General features: G+C 71.3%; 13 protein-coding genes. 7 read left to right on the top strand and 6 right to left on the bottom strand.

Features of this window, described 5'->3' with window-relative positions; translation table 11 throughout:
* Nucleotides 1-269: 269 nt before the first annotated feature.
* A complete protein-coding gene (locus K1T35_RS27545) occupies nt 270-452 on the bottom strand; it encodes a hypothetical protein (protein WP_220254722.1) in 183 nt (60 codons plus the stop codon).
* A 289-nt stretch (nt 453-741) separates the two neighbouring features.
* Complete coding sequence (locus K1T35_RS27540; protein WP_220254721.1) at nt 742-1,566, bottom strand: NAD(P)H-binding protein; 825 nt, start codon at nt 1,564-1,566, stop codon at nt 742-744.
* Nucleotides 1,567-1,696: 130 nt separating this feature from the next.
* Here K1T35_RS27540 and K1T35_RS27535 point away from each other — a divergent pair, with 130 nt between their 5' ends.
* Nucleotides 1,697-3,181 carry a DHA2 family efflux MFS transporter permease subunit gene (locus K1T35_RS27535; protein WP_255620788.1) on the top strand — a complete coding sequence of 495 codons (1,485 nt, stop codon included), beginning with the start codon at nt 1,697-1,699 and terminating at the stop codon, nt 3,179-3,181.
* 182 nt (nt 3,182-3,363) lie between these two features.
* Nucleotides 3,364-5,025, top strand: a complete 1,662-nt coding sequence (locus tag K1T35_RS27530) for a choline dehydrogenase (RefSeq protein ID WP_220254720.1) — start codon at nt 3,364-3,366, stop codon at nt 5,023-5,025.
* 93 nt (nt 5,026-5,118) lie between these two features.
* On the opposite strand, the gene K1T35_RS27525 is transcribed toward K1T35_RS27530, so the two are convergent.
* Complete coding sequence (locus K1T35_RS27525) at nt 5,119-6,150, bottom strand: LacI family DNA-binding transcriptional regulator (RefSeq protein ID WP_220254719.1); 1,032 nt, start codon at nt 6,148-6,150, stop codon at nt 5,119-5,121.
* Nucleotides 6,151-6,309: 159 nt separating this feature from the next.
* Here K1T35_RS27525 and K1T35_RS27520 point away from each other — a divergent pair, with 159 nt between their 5' ends.
* The 5 genes from K1T35_RS27520 to K1T35_RS27500 all read left to right on the top strand — a co-directional run bounded on the left by K1T35_RS27520 (nt 6,310) and on the right by K1T35_RS27500 (nt 12,235).
* Complete coding sequence (locus K1T35_RS27520; protein WP_220254718.1) at nt 6,310-7,605, top strand: sugar ABC transporter substrate-binding protein; 1,296 nt, start codon at nt 6,310-6,312, stop codon at nt 7,603-7,605.
* An 86-nt stretch (nt 7,606-7,691) separates the two neighbouring features.
* Complete coding sequence (locus K1T35_RS27515) at nt 7,692-8,585, top strand: carbohydrate ABC transporter permease (protein ID WP_220254717.1); 894 nt, start codon at nt 7,692-7,694, stop codon at nt 8,583-8,585.
* Nucleotides 8,582-9,475, top strand: a complete 894-nt coding sequence (locus K1T35_RS27510; RefSeq protein ID WP_255620786.1) for a carbohydrate ABC transporter permease — start codon at nt 8,582-8,584, stop codon at nt 9,473-9,475. The genes K1T35_RS27515 and K1T35_RS27510 overlap by 4 nt, the downstream gene beginning before the upstream one ends.
* Nucleotides 9,476-9,479: 4 nt before the next feature.
* Complete coding sequence (locus tag K1T35_RS27505; RefSeq protein WP_220254716.1) at nt 9,480-11,393, top strand: glycoside hydrolase family 127 protein; 1,914 nt, start codon at nt 9,480-9,482, stop codon at nt 11,391-11,393.
* A 59-nt stretch (nt 11,394-11,452) separates the two neighbouring features.
* The gene (locus K1T35_RS27500) at nt 11,453-12,235 is read left to right on the top strand and encodes a tyrosine-protein phosphatase (protein WP_220254715.1); all 783 of its coding nucleotides are present in this window, start codon (nt 11,453-11,455) and stop codon (nt 12,233-12,235) included.
* Here the strand turns inward: K1T35_RS27500 and K1T35_RS27495 are convergent.
* The 3 genes from K1T35_RS27495 to K1T35_RS27485 all read right to left on the bottom strand — a co-directional run bounded on the left by K1T35_RS27495 (nt 12,192) and on the right by K1T35_RS27485 (nt 15,202).
* Nucleotides 12,192-13,415 carry an MFS transporter gene (locus K1T35_RS27495; protein WP_220254714.1) on the bottom strand — a complete coding sequence of 408 codons (1,224 nt, stop codon included), beginning with the start codon at nt 13,413-13,415 and terminating at the stop codon, nt 12,192-12,194. The two genes, K1T35_RS27500 and K1T35_RS27495, sit on opposite strands and share 44 nt — an antisense overlap.
* Nucleotides 13,416-13,499: 84 nt before the next feature.
* Complete coding sequence (locus K1T35_RS27490; protein ID WP_220254713.1) at nt 13,500-13,754, bottom strand: hypothetical protein; 255 nt, start codon at nt 13,752-13,754, stop codon at nt 13,500-13,502.
* A gap of 65 nt (nt 13,755-13,819) precedes the next feature.
* Nucleotides 13,820-15,202, bottom strand: a complete 1,383-nt coding sequence (locus K1T35_RS27485) for an FAD-binding oxidoreductase (protein WP_220254712.1) — start codon at nt 15,200-15,202, stop codon at nt 13,820-13,822.
* Nucleotides 15,203-15,224: the final 22 nt, after the last annotated feature.

Genomic DNA, 15,224 nt, shown 5'->3' with positions numbered 1-15,224 from the left:
AAGTGCGATCTTGTTCGAACTCTTCTCGGGATCACTGACTGGGTCGGGGTGTTGTAGTGTGGAGTAAGCTTCCGGAGAGATTCGAAAGATTCTCCCTGTTTGTCGGTCGAAGAGCACGATCGAATCATATTGCTGGACGACCGACACCATATGGCTGAATTCGGCCAATGCGGCACCCCCGTAGTTCGTGTCCCGTAAACTGTCGCGCCTTTTGGTGATCGAGGAGCAGAGGGGCCGCGTGGCCTGCGCGACCCCTCTGTCGTACTCGATCAGCGGTTCTGAAGCTCGAGTGCGGGGTCCGACGGTGCAGTCGGGCCGTACTTCAGCTTCTGCGGATCAGGTCCACCCATGTTTCCAGACTTGATGAGACCACTGGCCAATCCGAGGTACTCGATGCCCACGGCATCCAGCTCGGCCGATCTGACGGTCACAGCGTCGTCATGGTTCTGCATGTTTCACCTCCTTTCTCCTTTCTTATCCCGGTTGGGTCTGGGCATGCCGGAATCGCCGCCGGGTCGACGCGCGCGACTCCGATGCGATGAAGGTGAGTCGTGCAACTCGCGGTTTTGGTTCGAGTTTCGCGTTCGCTGGTGACGGCTACTTTGCCGGACATGATCGCTCCGCGTGGGCGATTCGGAGATCTTGCTGGGCCGGTCCGGCTAGATCACTCGAACGGCCGAACAGAACGACGCTCTGTGACGGGAGTGGGCCGCCAGGGAGTTGCTGCAGCCGCGCCGCTCGTCAGCGGAACGCGTCGGCGTGGGCGCGGGCCCAGTCCGCGAACGTCCGCGGCGAGCGGCCGGTGACCTCCTGCACGGTCGGCAGCACCGAGGACTCGTCGAGCGAACCGTCGACGTAGAAGTCGAAGAACGCCCGCACGTAGGCCTCGGGCATGCGGGCCGTCATCTCGGCCCATGCCTCGTCGTCGGGCTGCGCCTCGAACCGCAGGTGGCGGCCGAGCACCTCGCCGAGCACGCGGACGCGGTCGGTGGGCAGCAGCGACTCCGGTCCGGACAGCGCGTAGACCCGGCCGTCGTGGCCGTCCTCGAGGAGCGCGGTGGCGGCGACGGCCGCGATGTCCGCGGGGTCGATCACGGCGACGCGGACACCGCCGAACGGGGCCCGCACGACGTCGCCGGCCGTCAGCTGCGGCGCCCATTCGAGCGCGTTCGTCATGAAGCCGTACGGGCGCAGGATCGTCCACGGGATGCCGCCGGCCCGCACCGCGTCCTCCGTGCGGATCATGTAGGCCGAGATGGCGTTGCCGGTGTCGCCGCTGCCGGCGGAACCGCCCGAGAGCTGCACGACGTGCGACACGCCGGCGTCGCGGGCCGCGGCGAGCACGCCCGGCATGTCCTGGTAGCCGGGGAGCAGGAACAAGCCCGTGACGCCCTCCAGCGCGGGGCGGATGCTCTCGGGCTTGTCGAGGTCGCCGACCAGGCGCTGCGCCCCCTCGATCGGCCCGCCCTCGCGGCGGGCCAGTGCCCGGACCGGCTGCCGCCGCTCGACCAGCTCGCGCACCAGCTCGCGTCCGACGTTGCCTGTGGCGCCGCTCACCAGGAACACCCGATCGAGGGTAGACGGTGACGCGCGCCTCAGATCAGCAAGGGATTAATCCCGCGCGTTTTGTCGGTCCTACTCCCTAGATTCCACTTCCGGCGCAACGGACCACCGGCCGGCGCCGACTGAACACCACGTGGGGGACGAAGTGAACCAGCAGTCCGAGGTGCTCGACCATGCGTCGAGTGCACCCGATACCGCGGGGCAGCTGAGCCTCCGCGACCGCACGGTGATCGGGGTGCTGCTCGTCTCCACGTTCGTCGTCATCCTCAACGAAACGATCATGAGCGTCGCGCTGCCGACGCTGATGACCGAGCTCGTGGTCGACGCGAGCGTGGGCCAGTGGCTCACCACGGGGTTCCTGCTCACGATGTCCGTTGTCATCCCGATCACCGGCTTCCTGATCCGGCGGGTGCCCACGCGCAGGCTCTTCGGCGCCGCCATGGCGCTGTTCAGCGCGGGGACGTTCCTCGCGGCGGTCGCCCCGGGCTTCGAGGTCCTCCTCGGCGCCCGCGTCATCCAGGCCAGCGGCACCGCGATCATGCTGCCGCTCCTGATGACCACGGTGATGACGCTCGTGCCGCCGGCCCGTCGTGGGGCCGTCATGGGCAACCTCTCGATCGTCATCTCGGTCGCGCCCGCGATCGGGCCCGCCGTCTCGGGCATCGTGCTCGAGCAGTTCGGCTGGCGATACATGTTCTGGCTCGTCCTTCCGATCGCACTCGCCGCTGTGCTGCTGGGGCTGCGCCTGATCACCAACGTCGGCGAGCCCATGTCCGCGCCGATCGACGTGCCGTCGGTCGTGCTCTCGGTGCTCGGGTTCGGCGGTCTCGTGTACGGCCTGAGCAGCGTCGGCCACTCCGGCGGGAGCGTTTCGCCGGTGATGCTCTGGGGGGCGTTCGGCGTCGGTGTGGTGGGGCTCGCGGCGTTCGTCGCCCGGCAGCTCGTGCTGCAGCGTTCCGACCGCGCCCTGCTCGACCTGCGCACGTTCCGCTCGCCGACGTTCACCGTGGCGAGCGCGATGATGATGCTGATGATGGCCATGCTGCTGGGCACCATCGTGTTGCTGCCGATCTACCTGCAGGGCGTGCTGGGGCTCGAGACGTTCACCATCGGCCTGCTGCTCCTGCCTGGTGGCCTGCTGATGGGGCTGCTCGGGCCGGTCGTCGGGCGCCTGTACGACCGATTCGGCGCGCGGGCGCTGCTGGTGCCGGGCACGGTCGCGGTCAGCGCGGCGCTGTGGTCCACAACGCTGTTCACGTCCGGGAGCTCGATGGTGCAGGTGCTGGGCTTCCACCTGCTGCTGTCCATGGGGCTCGCGTTCGTGTTCACGCCGCTGTTCACCTCGGGGCTCGGCGCGGTCGAGCCGCGGCTGTACTCCTACGGCAGCGCGATCTTCGGCACCACCCAGCAACTGGCGGGCGCCGCCGGCGTGGCGCTCCTCGTGAGCATCATGTCGGTCGGGTCCGCCGGGCTCGCCGAGGAGGGCGCGTCGCTGGTCGAACAGACGGCGGGTGGCGTGCACGCCGCGTTCCTGGTGGCAGCGTCCCTGTCGCTGCTCGCGATCGTGGGTGCGTTCTTCATCCGCGGCTCGTCGACGGAGGCATCCGCGGGGCACTGAGCGCGTCCGTTTCCGCACGAACGGCACTTTCGTACACCCCAATCGGGCGAAAGTGCCGTTCGTGCGTTCAGGGCAGTGGGCGGCCGGCAAGCGCCGCCGGAAAGGTCAGTAGTGTGGCCCGGCTGTTCATTCCTGGTCCTTTTGCTGAGCTGGGGGTTGACCCGTCGGTGGCCGACACGAACGTGGCTGAAACGATCTACGACTTCGTCATCGTCGGCGGTGGGACGGCGGGCTGCATCCTGGCCAACCGCCTGAGCGCCGACCCTCGCACCAGGGTGCTGGTGCTGGAGGCGGGCCAGCCGGACCACGCGTGGGACCTGGCGGTTCAGCTCCCGCTCGCCATGGGCGCGCCGGTCGGGAGCCGGTGGCACGACTGGCGCTACACGGGAGAGCCGGAGCCCGGCCTGCATTCGCGGCGGCTCGATCATCCCCGCGGCAAGGTGCTCGGTGGTTCGAGCAGCATCAACGGGATGCTCTACACCCGCGGCCACCGGGCGGATTTCGACCGATGGGCCGCGGAGACCGGCACGCCGGAATGGGATTACGCGCACTGCCTGCCCTACTTCCGCAGGCTCGAGAACTGCATCGGCGAGATCGACTCCACACGCGGGCGTGGGGGGCCGCACACGCTGATGCGCAGCCCGGCGGACGGGCCGATCTTCGAGGCGTTCTTCGGCGCGGCCCGGCAGGCCGGCCACACCGTGCTGCCGGACCTCAACGGTCTCGAGCAGGAGGGCTTCGGGCCGTTCGACCAGGGCGTCCGCGGTGGCCGGCGCGAGAACGCCGCCCGCGCCTACCTGCACCCGGTGCGGCGGCGCGGCAACCTCGAGGTCCTGACCCGGGTGCGGGTCACCGGGATCGAGATCATCGGGGGCCGGGCGGTCGGCGTGCGATACCAGCGCGGGAAGGGCGGAGAGTCCGTAGCGCGTGGCCGCGAGGTCGTCCTCGCCGCGGGCGCGGTCGGGTCGCCGCAGCTCCTTCAGCTCTCCGGCGTCGGCAACAAGGCTGAGCTCGAGGCGCTCGGCGTGCCGGTGGTCCACGACCTGCCCGGTGTGGGCGAGTCACTGCAGGACCACCTGGCCGTGCACATCCAGCACACGGGCACCGCGCCGGTTTCGCTTGCCACCGTGCGCAACAAGGCCAACTGGCCGAAGATCATCACGGAGGCGCTGGTACGCGGCACCGGTCCGGGTGCGTGGAACCCCATGCAGGCAGGTGGCTTCGTCCGAAGCGCGTTGGCGGGCGGCTACCCCGACATCTTCTTCGTGCTCGCGCCGATGTTGATGCAGAGCGAGGAGGAGTCGTTCCCGGTCGACCAGCACGGCTACCAGCTGCACGTCGAGGTCATGCGGTCCGACTCCCGGGGTTCCGTGAAGATCGTGTCGTCGAGTCCGTCGGCTCACCCGGCGCTGCGGCTCAACTACCTGTCCGGCGCGGACGACCGGCCCCGATGGCTGGAGGCCGTGCGCATCGCGCGGGAGGTGCTCGCCCAGCCGGCCATGGCGGCGCTCGGGGGCTCCGAGTGGCTGCCGGGACCGACCGTGCGCACGGACGACGAGGTGATGGAGTGGGTCGCGCGCACCGCGCGGACCGGCCTCCACCTGTCCTGCAGCGCCCGGATGGGCGCCGACGACGAGGCGGTGCTGGACCCGGTCACGATGCGGGTGCGCGGCCTCGAAGGCCTGCGCGTCGTCGACGCCGCCGCGTTCCCGTCGATCACCAACGCCAACACCTACGCCCCGACGATGATGCTGGCGGAGAAGGCCGCCGACATCATCCTCGGCAACACGCCGCTGCCGCCCGAGTACCCGAGCACCGTGGGTGACGGCGCGCTCGATGCGTGACCCGTACGCGCGTCGGCATCGCCCTGGTCGTGGGGCAGTCGGCCGGGGCCGCCGGGATCCTGCTGAGCCGCTGGGCCCGCCCGGCGGTAGGCCTTACCGTCGGGCGATCGTCGAGCCCCTGATCACCAGTCGTGTGGGCAGGTACTGGGTGCCGTGGCCGATGTCCACCCCGTCCAGGGCGGCGAAGACGCGCTGGGCCGCCGTGCGGCCGAGCTGCTGCAGGTTCGCGTCGATGCTCGTGAGCTGGGGGCGGGCGTTGGTGGTGAGCACCTCCCAGTTGTCGAACCCCATCACGGCGATGTCCTCGGGCACCCTGCGGCTGAGGTCGCGGGCGGTGTCGAGCACGCCGCGGGCGATCTGGTCGGAGCCGCAGAGGATCGCGTCGACGTCCGGGTGGCGGTCGAGCAGCAGCGCGGCGGCGTCGCGGCCCCAGTGCTCGGACCACTCGGAGAACATGACGTCCCCGACGAGCTCGAGGCCGGCGGCGGAGAGTGCATCGCGGGTGCCGACGGCGCGGTCCTCGGCCGCCGCGTAGCCGGGGTCGCCGGAGATGTGCGCGATCCGGGTGCGCCCGCTGCTGACCAGGTGCTCCACGGCCAGGCGGGCGGCGCCGGTGTTGTCGGGGGTGAGCGAGAGGTCGGCCGGGTCGTCGGACGGGGCGTAGACGTAGACCACGGGCACCGGGATGTCGGGCCCCAGCGACGGGCGTGGGTCGGTGCGCTCCCCGACGACGATGAGCCCGTCGACGCGCCGGGAGAGCAGGGCGCGCAGGTGGTGCTGCTCGCGGATGGCGTCGCCGCGGGCGTCGCAGAGGAAGACGTTGACCTGACCGGCGCCGAACGCGTCCTCCGCGCCCATGAGGATGGGGATCACGAACCGGCCCACCAGGTCGCTGGTGAGCAGCCCGACGGTGCCGGTGCGTCCCGCGATCAGACCGCGGGCCATGGGGTTGGGGCTGAAGGCGAGGCGGTCGGCCGCGTCGATCACGCGCTGGCGGGTGGCGGGGGCGACCTGGTCGCGGCCGTTGAGCGCCTTGGAGGCCGTGGCGACCGACACGCCGGCGAGCCGGGCGACGTCCGTGAGCGTCACCGGCTTCGGGTTGCGCGCCGGCTCCGTGCGAGTCATCCGACCTCCCTGGAGCCCGCACTGTAACAACGATCCACGCTTGACCGCGGGCACCACCGCGACTAGGTTTCCGAAAAGGTTTTCGACCTTTCGGCGTGCGGTGATCGTCGCTTGCCGACAGCGATACTCAAAGGTTTCCTGCTCAACGAGGAGCACAGCATGAGGAAATCCACCCGGGTCCGCTCGGTGCTCGCCGGTGCCGTGGCGGCGTTGATGCTGGGCGTGGCCGCCTGCGGTGGCGGCGGCGAGGCGGGCGGGGGCGCCGCGACGGCAGCCGGGCCGGACGGGGTAGACGACGGCACCACCCTGACGCTGTGGACGAGGGCGCCGCTGGAGAAGCAGGCGAACCTGCTGGTCGAGGCGTACAACGCGAGTCACCAGAACAAGGTCGAGCTCACGGTCACGCCGAACGACGACTATGTGGCGAAGGTGGGCGCCGCGGCCGGCGCGGGTGGCCTGCCGGACCTGTTCGCCGCCGACATCGTCTACGTGCCGAACTGGGTGCAGCAGGGGCTGTTCCAGGACATCAGCGCGAACGTCGACGGCCTCCCCTTCAAGGACACGATCAACGCGGGGCACCTCGCGGCCGGCACGTTCGAGGACAAGGAGCACGTGCTCCCGTTCGTGCTCGACCTGTCGATGCTGTTCTGGAACAAGGACCTGTTCCGCGAGGCCGGCCTCGACCCCGAGAAGGCGCCGGCGTCCCTGCAGGAGTACGCGGCGGCGGCCACGGCGATCCAGGGGCTGGGCAAGCCCGACACGTACGGCACCGCCACCGGCCTGAACTGCGGCGGTTGTCTCGTCTTCACCTGGTTCCCCAGCATCTGGGCCGCGGGGGATCAGGTCATGAGCCCCGACGGCACGCAGTCGCTGCTCGCCTCGCCCACCGCCACACAGGTCTACGACATGTGGCGGGACCTGTGGGCGTCCGGTGCGGTGCTGCCGTCCTCGCGCGACGAGGCGGGTCCGACGTGGACCGCGGGCTTCACCGAGGGCAAGGTCGGACTGCAGTTCTACCCGGCCACGCTGCTGTCCTCCACGCAGGGCTTCGACGTCGGCGTGGCCGGCATCCCCGGCCCCACCGGCGGCAGCTCCACGTTCGTCGGTGGCGACGGGATCGGCATCTCCAAGGACTCCGAGAAGGCAGCGCAGGCGTGGAACTTCCTGTCCTGGCTGATGTCGGAGGACGCGCAGGTCGAGGTGCTGGGCAAGAACCTCGACGTCGTGTCGCGCTCGGACCTCTCGAACAACAAGTACGCGACCTCGGATCCGCGCCTCGTGACGATCAACGAGGTGGCCGCGGAGGGCGAGACACCCGTCGCCACCAACTTCCAGCAGGCGTTCAACGCCACGAACAGCCCGTGGCTCACGCTGGTACGAGATGCAGTGCTCGGCAACGGTGCCGACCTCGCGAAGAACAACGACGAGATCACCGCGGTCTTGTCCCAGCAGTAGCAGCGCCTTCGGCACTCGTGAGCGGTTATGCGCGCTGTAGCGCGCGTAACCACTCACGACATGTCGGAGTAGGGAAGGAGGTTTCGGTGACCGCCTCTGTCGAGGCCGTCCGGCGGCGACCCCTTGGCCGGGCGCTGCAGGGCTGGCTGTACGCCACGCCCACGGCGGTGTTCGTCGCGGCCCTGTTCGTGCTCCCGCTGCTGCTCGTGCTGCTCATGTCGGCGTCGCGGTGGCCGCTGCTGTCGGGCAACCAGGGTTGGAACTTCCCCGCGAACTACTCCCGCGCGCTGACCAACCGGTTCTTCCTCGACTCGGTGGTCTTCACGCTGAAGTACACGGTGCTCGCCACCGTGCTGCTCATCGGGCTCGGGCTGGGCCTCGCGCTGCTCGTGCAGGAGTCGACCAGCTGGAAGGGCCTCATGCGCACCGCGTTCCTGGTGCCCAGCGCGCTCGGGCTGGCGTCGGCCTCGCTGCTGTTCTACGTGCTGTACTCGCCGTTCGCAGGCCCGTTCGCGCCGATCATGGAGAGCATGGGCGCCACGTTCCTCGGCACGCCGGACGCCGCGCTGTGGTCCACGCTCTTCCTGATCGTGTGGCGGTACGCGGGCTTCTACATGCTGCTCATGCTCGTGGGCCTCCAGTCCGTGCCGGCCGATGTGTACGAGGCCGCCCGCATCGACGGCGCCGGGCGGTGGCAGACGTTCCGCCACATCACGATCCCGCTGCTGCGCCCCACGCTCGCGCTCTGCACCGTGCTGTGCGTGACCGGGTCGCTGCTCGCGTTCGAGCAGTTCTACATCCTCACCAAGGGCGGCCCGGACAACAGCACGATCTCGGTGGTGCAGCTGGTTTACACGGTCGCGTTCCAGGGCCAGAACGACCTCGGCGTCGCCGCCGCGCTCTCCGTGCTGGTGCTGGGCGTGCTGGTGCTGGTCAACGTGCTGCAGATCCGCGCGTTCCGTCGTCCGGAGGAGAGTTGACCACGCAGATCACGCGCGCGACCGCGCAGGCCGCCCCGCCGCGCGGCACCGGGCCCGCCCCCACCACGAGCATCGCGGGGATCGTGCTGCGCACCCCGTACTGGGTGTTCACCGGCGCCCTTGCGGTGATCTTCCTCTACCCGATCGTCTGGACAGCCGTGGCGTCGGTGTCACCGCACGCGGGCACCAGCCAGGTGGAGGGTTGGGGGTTCGGCAACTACCGGGCGCTCGGGGAGTACCAGGCCGGGATCTGGCAGTACCTCGCGAACTCCGCGTTCGTCTCGCTGCTCACCGTGGCGCTCACGCTCGTCGTGTCGACGCTCGGCGGGTACGCGTTCGCCCGGTTCTCGTTCCCGGGCAAGAACCTGCTGTTCCTGGTGACGCTCGCGATCCTCATGGTCCCGTACGCCACGCTGCTGATCCCGCTGTACGTGCTGCTCACGCGGGTCGGGCTGCAGAACTCGCTCGTGGGGCTCGCGCTGGTGCTGACGATGTTCCAGCTGCCGTTCTCGACGTTCATGATGCGGATCTCGTTCGAGGCCGTGCCGCGCGAGCTCGACGAGGCGGCGATGGTCGACGGCTGCTCGACGTTCACGGCGCTGTGGCGCGTGCTGATCCCTGCCACGGCGCCAGGGCTGATCACGGTGGGTCTCTTCGCGTTCCTGGCGGCGTGGAACGACTTCATGGCGCCGCTGATCCTCATCAACGACACCGACCGCATGACGCTGCCGCTCGCCGTGTCCAACCTGCGCGGTCAGGTGCAGGGGGTGGTCGACTACGGCGCCACCGAGGCCGGCGTCGTGGTGCTCGCGCTCCCGTGCATCGTGCTGTTCCTGCTGCTCCAACGACACTACGTGCGCGGCTTCATGTCGGGCGCACTCAAGGGATGACCACATGACGCTGATCGCGAGCCCCGTCGTGCCCACCCGCGGGCGGCTGCGGCCGCTCGCGCTGGGCGAGGTGACGATCACCGGTGGCTTCTGGGCGGAGCGCCAGCACGTGAACGGCACCGCGACACTCGCCCACATCGAGCACTGGCTCGAGCGCGAGGGGTGGATCGGCAACTTCGACCTCGCCGCCGCGGGCGAGCTCCCCGACGGACGGCGCGGGCGGGAGTTCTCCGACTCGGAGGTCTACAAGTACCTGGAGGCCGTGGCGTGGGAGATCGGCCGCACCGGCGATCCCGCGCTCGAGGACCGGTTCCGCAAGGTGGCGGCCCGGGTCGCTGCCGCGCAGGAGCCCGACGGCTACCTCAACACGAAGTTCGGCAGGCCGGGGCAGGGGGAGCGCTGGTCGGCCCTGGAGTGGGGTCACGAGCTGTACTGCATCGGCCACCTGCTGCAGGCGGCCGTCGCGCGGGCCCGCACCCGGCCGGACGCCGACGACGGGCTCGTCGAGGTCGCCCGTCGCGCCGCCGATCTCGTGTGCGTGGTGTTCGGGCCCGGCGGGATCGAGTCCGTGTGCGGGCACGCCGAGATCGAACCGGCCCTCGTCGAGTTCGCCCGTGTCACCGGCGACGAGCGCTACCTCGACCAGGCCGCGCTCTTCGTGGAGCGCCGCGGCCGCGGCACGCTGCGCGACATCGAGTTCGGGCGCTCCTACTACCAGGACGACGTTCCTGTCCGGGACGCGACCGTGCTCCGCGGGCACGCGGTGCGGGCCGGCTACCTGGCCGCCGGCGCGGTCGACGTCGCCGTCGAACGGGGCGACGAGGAGCTCCTCGCGGCGCTGGTCACGCAGTGGCACAACACCGTGGCGCGGCGCACCTACCTCACCGGCGGCGTGGGGTCGCACCACCAGGACGAGGCGTTCGGCGACGACTGGGTGCTGCCGCCCGACCGGGCCTACTCCGAGACCTGTGCCTCCGTCGCGTCGATCATGTTCAGCTGGCGCCTCCTGCTCGCGCGGGGCTCCGCGCACTACGCGGACCTCATCGAGCGGAACCTGGTCAACGTCGTCGCGACCTCGTCGTCGGCAGAGGGCACGGCGTTCTTCTACGCGAACACATTGCACCAGCGCACGCCCGGCACGCCTGCCGCCGCAGGGGAGCTCTCGCCGCGGGCGTCGTCGTCGGTGCGTGCGCCGTGGTTCGAGGTGTCGTGCTGCCCGCCGAACGTGGCGCGGACCCTCGCGAGCCTCGCCGCGTACGTCGCGACCGTCGACGACGATGGTCTGCAGCTGCACCAGTACGCCCCCGCCGCGATCCGGACGACCTTGCCGTCCGGGATGGCGATCGCGCTGGACGTCGAGACCGGCTACCCGCGGGACGGGGTGATCCGGGTCCGGGTCCGCGAGGATGCCGCCGCGCCGTGGACGCTCTCGCTGCGGGTGCCCGCGTGGGCGGAGGGGGCGCGCCTCGTCGTGGACGGATCCGAGGAGGCGGTGACACCCGGGACAGCGCTGGTGCGGCGGGCGTTCCGCGCCGGCGACGTCGTCGAGCTGCACCTGCCCGTGACCCCGCGGTTCACCGCCGCCGACCCGCGGATCGACGCCGTGCGCGGATGCCTCGCCGTGGAGCGCGGCCCCGAGGTGCTGTGCCTGGAGTCGGTCGACCTGGTGGCCGCGAGCGCGGGCCGGGTCGACGACATCTCGGGTGTCCGGCTCGACCCGGCGGTCGCTCCCCGTGACGTGGACGGCGCGGTGGTCGTGCGGCTGCGCCGGTCACCCGCTCACTCCCGCCCGTGGCCGTACGGCGGGCCGGACGCGGAGCCTGCCGGTGCCGGCGAGACCTTCGACGTCCCGCTCGTCCCGTACCACGACTGGGCCGAGCGCGGCCCGTCGACGATGCGGGTGTGGCTGCCGGCGTAGGTCGATCGTTCATCCCTGGTTCGCCGCGGGGCCACCGAGCGGGCGCACCATCGGTAGCGATGGGCATCGTGACCGGCCTCTGCAACGTGCGCGACGTCGGCGGCCTCCCCACCGAGGACGGCCGGACCACCCGCGCGGGTGTGCTCTACCGCAGCGACGCGCCGCTGGCCGGCGACCCACCGCCGTCCGGGATCGCGGCCTGGCCGCCGCGCACGGTCCTCGACCTGCGATCGACGCGCGAGCGCGCGGTGGCGCCGCACCCGCTCGCCGTCGGCGCGACGGTCGTGCTGCCGGTTGCGCTGATCGACGACACGAGGGCCGCGGGCGCGGCGGCGCCGGTGCTGCCGCCCGACACGGAACTGGGGCGGTGGTTCCTCGCGCTCTACCGCAGGTGGATCCGCGAGCACCCGGTGCAGATCGTTGCGGCTGTGACGGCAGTCGTTCGGGCGGAGCCCCCGGTGCTCGTGCACTGCGCCGCCGGACGGGACCGGACCGGCGTCGTCACCGCGCTGCTGCTGCGGGCCGCGGGCGTGCGCCGGGACGCGGTCGTGGCCGACTACCGGCGCACCGAGGAGAACCAGGCGCTGATCGCCGATCGGCACGCCCTTGCCGCGGGCTTCCCCGGTGGGCGCGCTGCGCTGGCCGGCCTGAGCACGCCGGAGGCCATCGAACACGTGCTCGACGTCGTCGACGGCCATTCCGGGGGGACCGCCGGATGGCTGCGGGCCCACGGCGCATCGGCAGCCGATCTGGAGCGGTGGGCAGAGCGTCTCGTCGTGAGACGTCAGCGCCCCGGGGTCAGCGCACCGAGCGGATCCGGTAGACCAGCACCGCGCCCGTGACCTCGATCGCCGCCGCCACGAGGTAGAGCGCCGCGTACCCGCCCAGACCGGTGACGATCGGTGCGGCGATCACCGGGGCGAGGACCTGGGGGAGCGAGCTGGCGATGTTGAGCACGCCGAGGTCCTTTCCCCGGTCGCGCGCCGCGGGGAGCACCTGGGTGAGCAGCGCGAAGTCCACCGCGCTGTACGCGCCGAACCCGATCCCGAGCGCCACCGCGGCGACCACCACACCCGCCCAGACCGGCCACACCGAGATCAGCACGGCAGCGGCGGCCATGACGAGTGCGCCGCCGGTGACGAACACGCGCCGCCGGGCCAGGCGGTCCGAGAGCGGACCGGCGACGACGACGGAGCCCAGCATCGCCACCGAGTAGATCGCCGTGAGGACCAGCACGCCTGAGGCCGGGTCGGCGAGCCCCACGACGTCGGACAGGAAGAAGAACAGGTAGAGCAGTACGACCGCGTTGCCGAGGTTCACCAGGAACCGGGTGAGGAAGCCCCAGCCGAAGTCGGGGTGGCGCACGGGGTTGATCCAGAACCCGCGCAGGAACTCGCCCCATCGCCACGTGTCCGGCCGGTACGGCGTGTGCCGTCCCAGCAGGATGTACGGGAGGCTGCAGAGCAGGGCGACGAGCGCGCAGAGCAGGTATCCGGTGGCGGTCGCGCCGCCGAGCACGGCGAGCCCGGCGCCCGCGCCGATTCCGACGACGAACGCCAGGCCGAGGTACCCAGCGGCCGTGCCCCGCTGCGCGGCCGGCACCTCGTCGGGCACGGCGGCGCTGAGCGCGGCGAACGGGGCGTTCAGCAACGTCTGCACCGCGCACCACCCGAGCACCACGAACGGGACGGTCGGCGCCGCCGCGAGCAGCGCGATCGCGACGGCGCCCCCGGCGAACCCGAGCGCGATCCAGGGCCTGCGCCGGCCGAATCGGGATCGCGTGCGGTCCGACAGCGCGCCGAACAGCGGGTTCGCCACGAGCGAGCAGGCCGCCCCCGCCCCGAGTACCAGCGCGAGTGTCGCTTCCTTGTCGGCGGGTGCGAGCTGCGCGATCTGCTGGGGCAGCAGCACCTCGAGCGGCCCGAACAGGCCCGCGTACAGCCCGATCCAGGCGAGCGAGAAGCGGACAACCCAGCCCGCCGTTACCGGTTGGGTCGGATCGGCGAGCGTGCGCGACGTCATCGTCCCCCCTGTACCACCGGTACGAGGAGGATACGGCGCGGAGATCGATTCAGCCGCCGGTCACGGCGGCGCCTGACTCCCGGCTCAGTAGCCTCGGGCCTCGAGCAGGACAGCACGCCCCGCCGCCGTGATCCGGACGACCGGGACGCCCGACTCGTCCCTCTCCCTCCTGAGGAGGCCGCGCTCGGTCGCCTCCTCCCAGATCGGCAACCGCGGGCACGACGTCCGCCACGCTTCCATCACCTCGGCGTAGCTGCGTGGTCCCTCCGCGACGAACCGCAGCAGCTCGTACAGCAGGGACGCGGTGGTGCGATCCATCGAGTCCGAGTCGCTACCCATGGGGCTCCCCTTCGAGATGTGGTGGCCTCGACCGGCCAGCAGTACAGGCGTACTGCAAGACGGCTTCAGCGTCCAGGGTGCGGCGCGATGTGGGTGCAGTGGTGGAAGACGTCCTCCGGGTCCCACGCGGCCTTGACCCGCTGCAGCCTCCGGTAGCGCCCATCGCCCATCGCCCAGCGGATCCGGGTGTCGTCGGGGTCGTCGAGGTTGAGGTAGCTGCCGGTCTCGCCGTGCGCGCGGACCACCGCGGTCAGCTCGGCGACCCACGCGGCCGCCTCCTCGTCGGCTGCCGGGTCGGCCCAGACCGCGACGGGGTGCACGATCCAGCGGCCGCCGGAGCGGGCGGGGAACGCCGTCGCGTCGTCGGGCAGCCTGCGGACCGCGTCCGGCAGCGGCGAGATCAGGATCTGGGTGAGCGGGCCGGGCAGCCGCACCGCGGACCGCCGCATCCGGTCGACCAGCGTCGGGCCGAGATCCCGCACGATCCCGCCGGACCACCGGTTGCGCATCCCCTTCGGGGATCCGGCATCGAGCATGGACTGCAGCGCGACGTACGGCATCGGCGCGACGGCGTCGACAACGGGCCTGACCCGCTCGCGCAGCGGCGCGAGGAACGCCTTGCCCGCATCGTGCTCGCCGAACCAGGCCGGGATCACCGCGATGATCGGTGTGCCCACGATGTCGCCGGGCACGAACGGGGCGGGCGGTGCCAACCGGAACGCGGCGGCGCCCGCGAAGTTCTCCTCACCCGCCTCGTGCAGTTCGGTCAGCGTCGCCAGCACCTCGGGCGCTGCCGAAAGGGGATAGCCGAGCATCCCGGCCATGACGAGGGGCTCGACCGGGTGCAGCCGGAACGTGAACGAGGTGACCACGCCGAAGTTGCCGCCACCGCCGCGCAGCGCCCAGAACAGCTCGGGCGAGGTGTCCTCACAGGCCGGCACGCTGTCCCCGGCGGCGGTGACGAGCTCGGCCGCGATCAGGTTGTCCGAGCTGAGCCCGTGCTTCGACGACAGCCATCCCTCGCCGCCGCCGAGGGTGAGCCCGCCGACGCCGGTGCTGCTGATCCGCCCGCCCGGCACGGCGAGCCCGTGCGCCTGCGTGGCGGCGTCGACGTCTCCCCACGTCGCGCCGCCGTGCACCACTGCGGTCCGAGCGACCGGGTCGACGGTGACCGCACGCAGCGCGGACAGGTCGACGACGACGTCGCCGCGCACGGCGTTGCCGACCACGCCGTGCCCGCCTGCCCTGACGCTGAGCGAGAGGCCCCGCCTGCGGGCGAACCAGATCGTGCGCTTGACGTCCTCCACGCCGCTGACCTGCACGATCGTCACGGGATGTGCGTCGATCGCGCCGTTGTGCACCGCGCGCGCCTCGTCGTACGCGGCGTCGTCCCGCGTGACGACCCGACCCCTGACCAGGCCCTGCGGCGAGCCGCCCCGCTTGTCCATGCGCCGAGCCTGACTCTCCGGG

Origin of the sequence: Pseudonocardia sp. DSM 110487 (assembly GCF_019468565.1) — a bacterium.
Lineage (GTDB): Bacteria > Actinomycetota > Actinomycetes > Mycobacteriales > Pseudonocardiaceae > Pseudonocardia.
This window is presented reverse-complemented; position numbering and strand designations above follow the sequence as displayed.